This is a genomic window from Microbispora sp. NPDC049633, from assembly GCF_040675265.1.
GTDB classification, from domain to species: Bacteria; Actinomycetota; Actinomycetes; order Streptosporangiales; family Streptosporangiaceae; genus Microbispora; species Microbispora maris.
Genome location: NZ_JBFAOO010000277.1, coordinates 1 through 7543 on the forward strand (window position 1 = coordinate 1; position 7543 = coordinate 7543).

At 72.9% G+C, this 7543-nt stretch carries 8 protein-coding genes; 2 read left to right on the forward strand and 6 right to left on the reverse strand.

Going from position 1 to position 7543, the window contains the following annotated elements:
- Positions 1-6: 6 nt before the first annotated feature.
- Positions 7-744 carry a sulfite exporter TauE/SafE family protein gene (locus tag AB0J39_RS36530; protein ID WP_363473251.1) on the reverse strand — a complete coding sequence of 246 codons (738 nt, stop codon included), beginning with the start codon at positions 742-744 and terminating at the stop codon, positions 7-9.
- A gap of 217 nt (positions 745-961) precedes the next feature.
- Positions 962-1405: a protein-tyrosine phosphatase family protein gene (locus AB0J39_RS36535; RefSeq protein WP_363473253.1), complete on the reverse strand. Its 444-nt coding sequence runs from the start codon at positions 1403-1405 to the stop codon at positions 962-964.
- Positions 1406-1549: 144 nt separating this feature from the next.
- On the opposite strand from AB0J39_RS36535, the gene AB0J39_RS36540 reads away from it, so the two are divergent.
- Positions 1550-2332 (forward strand): type 1 glutamine amidotransferase, encoded by a 783-nt coding sequence (locus AB0J39_RS36540; protein WP_363473255.1) that lies wholly within the window; start codon positions 1550-1552, stop codon positions 2330-2332.
- Positions 2333-2364: 32 nt separating this feature from the next.
- Here the strand turns inward: AB0J39_RS36540 and AB0J39_RS36545 are convergent, their stop codons facing one another.
- Positions 2365-2895: a GNAT family protein gene (locus AB0J39_RS36545; protein ID WP_363473257.1), complete on the reverse strand. Its 531-nt coding sequence runs from the start codon at positions 2893-2895 to the stop codon at positions 2365-2367.
- A gap of 90 nt (positions 2896-2985) precedes the next feature.
- On the opposite strand from AB0J39_RS36545, the gene AB0J39_RS36550 reads away from it, so the two are divergent.
- On the forward strand, positions 2986-4035 hold the full coding sequence (locus AB0J39_RS36550; protein ID WP_363473260.1) for a LacI family DNA-binding transcriptional regulator: 1050 nt from the start codon (positions 2986-2988) through the stop codon (positions 4033-4035).
- 22 nt (positions 4036-4057) lie between these two features.
- Here AB0J39_RS36550 and AB0J39_RS36555 read toward each other — a convergent pair whose 3' ends face one another.
- Genes AB0J39_RS36555 through AB0J39_RS36565 form a run of 3 tightly spaced genes read right to left on the reverse strand, consistent with a single transcriptional unit; the run spans position 4058 to position 7315 of the window.
- Positions 4058-5428 carry a GH1 family beta-glucosidase gene (locus AB0J39_RS36555; RefSeq protein WP_363473262.1) on the reverse strand — a complete coding sequence of 457 codons (1371 nt, stop codon included), beginning with the start codon at positions 5426-5428 and terminating at the stop codon, positions 4058-4060.
- Between the two features lie 41 nt (positions 5429-5469).
- Positions 5470-6309, reverse strand: coding sequence for a carbohydrate ABC transporter permease (locus AB0J39_RS36560; protein ID WP_363473264.1), 840 nt, complete (start codon positions 6307-6309; stop codon positions 5470-5472).
- Positions 6302-7315 (reverse strand): sugar ABC transporter permease, encoded by a 1014-nt coding sequence (locus AB0J39_RS36565; RefSeq protein ID WP_363473266.1) that lies wholly within the window; start codon positions 7313-7315, stop codon positions 6302-6304. Before AB0J39_RS36565 ends, AB0J39_RS36560 begins: the two co-directional genes overlap by 8 nt.
- Between the last annotated feature and the right edge of the window lie 228 nt (positions 7316-7543).

Below are 7543 nucleotides of genomic sequence, written 5' to 3' on the forward strand. Positions count from 1 at the left end.
GCCCGCTCAGCCGCCGTACACGTCGACGCCGAGCTTGACCGCGACCGCGAGACCGCACAGGGCCGCGGTGAGGCGCAGCGTGTCGCCGGGCAGGCGGCGGGCGACCGCCGGGCCCAGCCACCCGCCCACGAGGAACCCCGCCGCCAGGGGTCCGACCGCCGCCCAGTCGACCGGCCCGAACAGGGCGAACCAGACGGCCGCGACGGCGTTCGCGAACGCTCCCACGACGTTCTTGACCGCGTTGACCCCGGCCGCGGGGCGGTCGAGCGCCGCGGCGAGCACGGCGAACATCATGATGCCGCCGGCCGCGCCGAAGTAGCCGGTGTAGACGGCGACGCAGAAGGCGCCCACGCGCAGGGCCAGGCCCTTCTCCCCGCCGAGGTGCACCCGTCCCGCGCGGGGCGGGCGCAGCAACAGCAGCAGCGAGGCGCCCGCGATCAACCATGGGGCGACCGCCTCGAACGTCCGCGACGGCGTGACCAGCAGCAGCGCCGCGCCCGCCGCCCCGCCCAGCGCGGTGGCGAGGCCGAGCCGGGCGAGAAGACGCCCCTGCCCCGCCAGTTCCGGCCGCGACCCGGCCGCCGCCCCCACTCCGGTGAACATCAGCGCGACCGTGTTGGTGACGTTCGCGGTGAGCGGCGGCAGGCCGAAGGCCAGCAGCGCGGGGTACGACACGATCGAGGCCAGGCTCACGACCGTGCTGACGATCCCGGCGACCAGACCGATCCCGGCCAACCCGAGCACGTCGACAAGCACAAGGGAACCCAACCATACGGATTTCGGACAGCTGAAACCGGCCTCCCGGTCGGCCCGCAACACACCCGCATCGCGCCCGGGGACCGGGCCCGGCCACGCCTCGCCCGCTCCCCTTCACGCCCGCTCCCCTTCACTCGCGCTCGGCGCCGTGGTGGCCCTCACGGCGCTCCGGGCGCTGTCCGCCTCGCGGGCGGCGCCGTCTCCGTCAGGAGCCGGGGAACCGCAGCACCCAGCGGCGCTGCCAGGGCGTCTCGACGGCCCTCGGGTGATACTCGGCCCGCGCCCAGGCGACGGCCTGGTCGGCGGGCAGGCCCGACAGGACGGCCAGGCACGCGATGACGGTGCCGGTGCGTCCCACTCCCCCGCCGCAGGCGACCTCCGCCCGGCGGCCCGCCCGGGCGTGCTCGTGCAGCTCGCGAATACGGCCGATCGCCTGCTCCCGGTCGCGGGGCAGCAGGAAGTCGGGCCAGTCGATCCACTCGTGCGTCCACAGGAGGGCCTGATCGTGCTTGCGCCTGAGCCGCGGGCCGCCGAGGTAGAGGCCGTACTCGGGCGGCTCGCCCGCGGGGGCGGGGCGCCACAGGCCGCGTCCGCGGACCCAGGCGCCGTCGGGAAGGCGGATCGCGCCGGTGAGACGAGTCGTGGGCATGCCCCCATTGTGCCTCCGCCAGGGCGGCAAGATCACGTGAGCGCCGGTACGCCGTGATCGCGCCTGCCGTCGCGCCGCGGGAGAAGCGGAGCCATGGGAGAAGCGGAATCGTGCGCGCGGACGGGGACGGTAGAGTCGGGCCTCATGCCGGAGACGCCGCGTGTGCTCGCCGTACAGAACGGACCGAACGGGGGTCCCGGGCGGTTCGGGGAATGGCTGGCCGCCGCCGGGGTCGCCGTCGACGTGGTCACCGCCTTCGACGGATCCGCCCTTCCGCCGCGGCTGGAGCACGACGGCCTGCTCGTGCTCGGCGGCGGTTACCTCCCGGACGACGACGACAGGGCGCCCTGGCTGCCGGCCACCCGCGCCCTCGTCGAGCAGGCCCTCGCCGGGCCGGTGCCGTTCTTCGGCATCTGCCTCGGCGGCCAGATGCTGGCCTCGATCGGCGGCGGGACGGTCCAAGGCGACGCCGGGGCGCCCGAGCACGGCAGCACGTCGATCACCATCCGCGCCGAGGCGGCGGACGACCCGGTCTTCGGCGGGCTGCCCGCCGTCGTCCCGGCGATCGAGAACCACATCGACGCCATCACGGTCCTGCCGCCGGGCGCGGTCTGGCTGGCCGAGACGGAGCGCTGCCCCTACCAGGCCTTCCGGCTGGGCGACCGCGCCTGGGGCGTGCAGTTCCACCCCGAGGTGCGGCCCGAACGCATCCGGCAGTGGGACGTCGAGTACACCCGCCGGCGCGGTCTCGACCTCGACGAGCTGTACGCCGCCGCCGTGGCCGACGACCCGCTCTCGCGGGCCTCCTGGGGCGAGGTGGCCTCCCGTTTCGCCACCGTGGTCGAGGACGGACGCGCGCGAACCTCCACCGGGCCGGGAAGCCGAGCCGAGGGACATGAGGGCCGGAGATTCCTCCCGGCGCGGTGACCGACCCCCATGGCGAGCCGGCTCCGCCAGGGTCAGCCCACCGGCTCGAACTCGTCCCTGAGTACGGAGTAGAGGAGCTGGTCGTGCCAGCGTCCGCCGCGCCACTGCGCACGCCGTACGACGCCCTCCAGACGGAATCCGATCTTCTCCAGGCATCTGATCTCGGCCCTGTTCTCCGGATCGGTGGTCGCCTGGACGCGTTCCACCCGGGTGTGCGTGAAGAGATAGCGGACGAGCTCCCGCTGGGCGCGGGTCCCGACGCCCCGGCCGCGCCAGTCCGGCAGCAGGCCGACGGCGATCTCCCAGCACAGCGACGTGTCGCGACGGCCCCAGCGCCGCTCCAGCCACTCCACCCGCCCGGCGAGCTCGCCGTCCACCGTCACGGCGAGCATGTTGTCGGCTCCCGCCAGCAGCCCGCGGGTGCGCAGGGCCTCGCGCAGCCCCGCCGTCGGGGTGAAGCCGAACCATTGGTACGGCGTCGCCCCGCTCTCGCTCTGGAAGGCCGCGTCGAAGGCGTCCAGATCGGCTTCCGTGACGGGTCGAAGGACCAGTAGTCCGGGCATTCGCGTCGCTCCTCCTCACATGTCGGGCGGGTGCGGGACGGCCGGTCGACGCCGGAGAGCGCTCTCCCCCTCCGTGCTATAAATGGCTGCATGACCAGCGAACTTCCGCCGCTCTCGGGAACTCCCACACTCGAGGACGTGGCCCGCGTGGCGGGGGTGTCCCGGGCGACCGTCTCGCGCGTGATCAACGGTATCCGCAATGTGGCGCCCGAGATCCAGGAGGCCGTGCACCGGGCCATCGCGACGACCGGGTACGTGCCGAACCGGGCCGCCCGGTCCCTCGTCACCCGCCGTACGGGAGCGGTGGCACTGGTCGTCTCCGGCGCGGGCGACGCGAAGGGCGGCGAGCCGTTCGAGTCCCGCGTCTTCGCCGACGCGTTCTTCGGGCGGGTGGCCAGCGGTGTGGTGGGATATCTGCGGCCGCGGGGCATCCATCCGGTGCTGATGCTGGCGGACTCGGCGCAGACCCGCGAGGACGTCGTGTCCTTCCTCCGGCAGGGCAGCGCCGACGGCGCCCTGGTCGTCTCGACGCACGGCGAGGACCCGCTGCCGAAGCTGCTGGTGGACGCCGGGGTGCCCGCCGTGCTGTGGGCGCGGCCCGCCCGGCCGATTCCGATCAGCTACGTCGACCTCGCCCACCGGGCCGGCGCGGCGCTGGCGGCCGACCACCTGGTGGCTCGCGGCTGCCGGCGGGTCGCCACGATCAGCGGCCCCTTCGACGTCCCCGCGGCGCAGGACCGGCTGTCGGGATTCCAGGAGGCCATGGCCGGTCACGGCCACCCGTACGTGCCGGCCGTGGAGGGCGACTTCATGCCCGCGAGCGGGGAGGCCGGCATGCACCGGCTCATGAAGGAGCACCCGGACATCGACGGCGTCTTCGTCGCCAACGACCTGATGGCGCAGGGCGCGCTGCTCGCCCTGCGCGACCTCGGGCGCCGGGTGCCCGAGGACGTCGCGGTGGTCGGCTTCGACGACAGCGCCGCGGCCGCCTGCCGCCCGCCGCTGACGACCGTGCGCCAGCCGATGGAGGACATGGCCGCCGAGATGGCCCGCCTGCTGCTCGCGCACGTCGCGGACCCGGACTTCCGGGTCACCTCGGTCATCGTGCAGCCGGCGCTGGTGGTCCGCGAGTCGGCCTGACGGACCACCGGCGCCGCGCCGGTCAGGCCACCCGCAGCCGCTTGCCCGCCGCGATGATCTCGGCGTAGCGGCGGCCGCTCGCCTTGACGGTCCGCGCCTGGGTCTCGTAGTCGACGTGCACCAGGCCGAACCGCTTGTCGTAGCCGTAGGCCCACTCGAAGTTGTCCAGCAGCGACCACGCGAAGTAGCCCGCCACCGGCGCCCCCTGCTCGATCGCCCGGCCGCAGGCCGCGATGTGGTCCTCCAGGTAGGCCAGGCGCTCCGGGTCGTCGACCGCGCCGTCCGCGCCGACGGTGTCGGGCCAGGCCGACCCGTTCTCGGTGACGTACAGGCGGGGCGCGGCGTACTCCCGGGTGAGGCGGACCAGCAGGCGCTCCAGGCCGGTCGCGTCGACTTCCCAGCCCATGGCCGTGGTCGCCGCCCCCGGCACCTCCAGCTGCCGCGCGTACGGCACGGGCCCCCCGGGGTCGGCCGTCACGACCTGCCGGAAGTAGTAGTTCACGCCCAGGTAGTCGAGCGGCGTCGCGATCGTCTCCAGGTCGCCCGGCCGGATCGGCAGGTCGACGCCGTACACCGCGAGCATGTCCTCGGGGTAGCCGCGGCCGGTCACCGGGTCGAGCCACCACCGGTTGACGTGCCCGTCGAGGCGCCGCGCGGCGGCGTGGTCCTCCTCGCTGTCGGTCGCGGGGTCGATCGGGCTGAGGTTGTTGACGATCCCGATCGACGGCGTCAGCCGCGCGGCGGCCCGTACGGCCTGCACGGCGAGGCCGTGCCCGAGGTGGAGATGGTAGGAGGTGCGCACGGCCGCCTCCAGGTTCCGCACCCCGGGGGCCATCGAGCCCTCCAGGTGCCCGTGCCAGGAGCAGCACAGCGGCTCGTTGATCGTCGTCCAGTCGGCGACGCGGTCGCCGAGCCGTTCGGCCACGACGGCGGCGTACTCGGCGAAGCGCTGCGCGGTGTCGCGCTCGGGCCAGCCGCCGCGGTCCTGCAGCGCCTGCGGCAGGTCCCAGTGGTAGAGGGTCACGAACGGCCGGATGCCGGCGTCGAGCAGGGCGTCCACGAGGCGGTCGTAGAAGGCCAGCCCGCGCGGATTCACCGGACCGGTGCCGTCGGGCACCACACGCGGCCAGGCCACCGAGAAGCGGTAGGCGTCCACGCCGAGTCGCTGGAGCAGGCCGACGTCCTCGCGCCACCGGTGGTAGTGGTCGCAGGCCACGTCACCGGTGTCGCCGCCGTCGATCGCGCCGGGCACCCTGCAGAAGGTGTCCCAGATCGAGGGCAGCCTGCCGTCCTCGAGGGCCGCGCCCTCGATCTGGTAGGCCGAGGTGGCGACGCCCCAGACGAAGTCGTCGAAAGCGGTTACATCGGGGGCGTGGCCGCGCTGCGGCTCCATTCGCTGGTTCTCCTTGGTTCGATGGTGGTGATGGTCGGCGTTCACTTCACGGCGCCCGCGGTGAGGCCCTGCACGAGATAGCGCTGCAGCAGCAGGAACCCCGCCACCACGGGGACGCTGACGACCAGGGAGGCCGCCATGATCTGGTTCCAGTAGACGTCGTTCTCGGTGGCGTACCCCTGCAGGCCGACGGCGAGGGTGCGGCTCGTCTCGTCGGTCATGACCGAGGCGAACAGCACCTCCCCCCACGCGGTCATGAACGCGTAGATCGCGACGGCCACGATACCGGGGGTGGCGGCGGGGAGCACGACGCGCAGCAGCGCCCCGACCGGGCCGCTGCCGTCGACCTGGGCGGCCTCGTCCAGAGCCGTCGGGATCGAGTCGAAGTAGCCGGCCAGCATCCAGATCGAGAACGGCAGCGAGAAGGTCAGGTACGTGATGATCAGCCCGGTGCGGCTGGCGTACAGCTCGACCCCGAGCGCGGTCCCGAGGTTCACGTAGATCATGAACAGCGGGAGCAGGAAGAGGATGCCCGGGAACATCTGCGTCGACAGCACGGTGACCGAGAAGATCCGGCGTCCGGGGAAGCGGAAGCGGCTGATCGCGTACGCCGCGAAGATCGCGATGAGCACCGAGACCAGCGCGGCCACCGACGCCACGACGATGCTGTTGGCGAAGTAGCGGGCCAGCGGGACCGTCCGCCACATGTCGGCGAACGGGCGCAGGGTGATCGTCGTGGGGATCCACTGGAAGTCCCCCTGCACGTCCCGCAGCGGCTTGATCGCCGAGGTCAGCATCACGTACAGCGGGGTCAGGGTGAACAGGCCGAGCAGGCCGAGGCCGATCCACCGCGCCCACGGCAGCCAGCGGGGCTCACGCATCGCTCCTCCTCCGGGACGTCGCGACCAGGTACACGGCCGTCACCAGCAGCAGGAACAGCAGGAGCAGCACCGACATGGCCGAGCCCGAGCCGAAGTTCCAGGTGACGAACGAGCTCTGGTAGATGTGTATCGAGATCAGGTCCGCCTCGTGCGGCGCCGACTTGCCGAACAGCACGTACGGCGTGTTGAAGTCGTTGAACGTCCACAGGAACAGCACCAGGACGAGCACCTGGTTGACGGGGCGCAGCATGGGCAGCGTGACCGCGCGCAGCCGCCGGCCCCAGCCCGCGCCGTCGATCGCCGCCGCCTCGTACAGGTCGTCGGAGATGTTCTGCAGCCCGGCCATCAGCACGAGGAAGGCGAACGGCCACGATCGCCACACGCAGACCACGATGAGGGACACGAAGCTGTTGGATCCGATCAGCCAGAACGGCCGATCGCCGAACAGGTGCAGCTGGTCCACCAGCACGTGGTTGACCAGCCCCGAGTCGCGCTGGAGCAGGAAGCTCCAGGTGATCACCCCGGCGTAGACCGGCAGGGCGTACGGCACGAGGAACAGCGCGCGCAGCACGGCCCGGCCCCGGAACGAGCCCTGCATGAGCACCGCGCCGCAGATGCCGAGCAGCCACGACAGCCCGACGGTGAGCACGGTGAACGCGACGGTGACGAGGAACGAGTGCAACAGCGAGCGGCCGACCGCGCCGTCGAAGTCGACGGCGACGCGGTAGTTGTCCAGCCCCGCGAAGGGCGCGGCCGACCAGTTGCGCAGGAAGAACTGCGTGAGCTTGAGGAAGCTCATGCCGATGCCGATCACCATGGGCACCAGGTGGACGAGCAGTTCGAGCAGCACGGCCGGAAGGATCAGCAGGTACGGCAGGGCGACGCGGCGCAGCCGCGCCGGGACGCGGTCGGCGATCCCGCGCCGCAGGCCGCCCGGAGGCGGAGGGCCACCTGGAGACGCGGGTCTCCGTCCCGCGCCGGGCCGGGACGTGGTGGACACGACCATGGACTTCCTCTCGGTATCAGGCAGGGCGGCCCCCGGAGGGGGCGATGAAAAGGCGCACGGAGCCCCCGGCTGGGGGCGGGAAGAGGCGGGAAGCGCCCGGAGGGCGACGGGTTCCGGGCACTTCCCATGCGGCGGGAGGCACGCGGGCGCCGCGCGGGGCCGCCGCCCGGCGCGGGGGCGTGGGGGAAGGGAGCTGCAACGATGAAAAACAGGACAAACACCAGCAAA

Excerpts from the sequence above, each read along its gene's own strand:
- AB0J39_RS36550 (WP_363473260.1), top strand. The coding sequence starts at position 2,986 with ATGACCAGCGAACTTCCGCCGCTCTCGGGAACTCCCACACTCGAGGAC.
- AB0J39_RS36560 (WP_363473264.1), bottom strand. The coding sequence starts at position 6,309 with ATGCGTGAGCCCCGCTGGCTGCCGTGGGCGCGGTGGATCGGCCTCGGC.
- AB0J39_RS36535 (WP_363473253.1), bottom strand. The coding sequence starts at position 1,405 with ATGCCCACGACTCGTCTCACCGGCGCGATCCGCCTTCCCGACGGCGCC.
- AB0J39_RS36565 (WP_363473266.1), bottom strand. The coding sequence starts at position 7,315 with ATGGTCGTGTCCACCACGTCCCGGCCCGGCGCGGGACGGAGACCCGCG.
- AB0J39_RS36540 (WP_363473255.1), top strand. The coding sequence starts at position 1,550 with ATGCCGGAGACGCCGCGTGTGCTCGCCGTACAGAACGGACCGAACGGG.
- AB0J39_RS36545 (WP_363473257.1), bottom strand. The coding sequence starts at position 2,895 with ATGCCCGGACTACTGGTCCTTCGACCCGTCACGGAAGCCGATCTGGAC.
- AB0J39_RS36555 (WP_363473262.1), bottom strand. The coding sequence starts at position 5,428 with ATGGAGCCGCAGCGCGGCCACGCCCCCGATGTAACCGCTTTCGACGAC.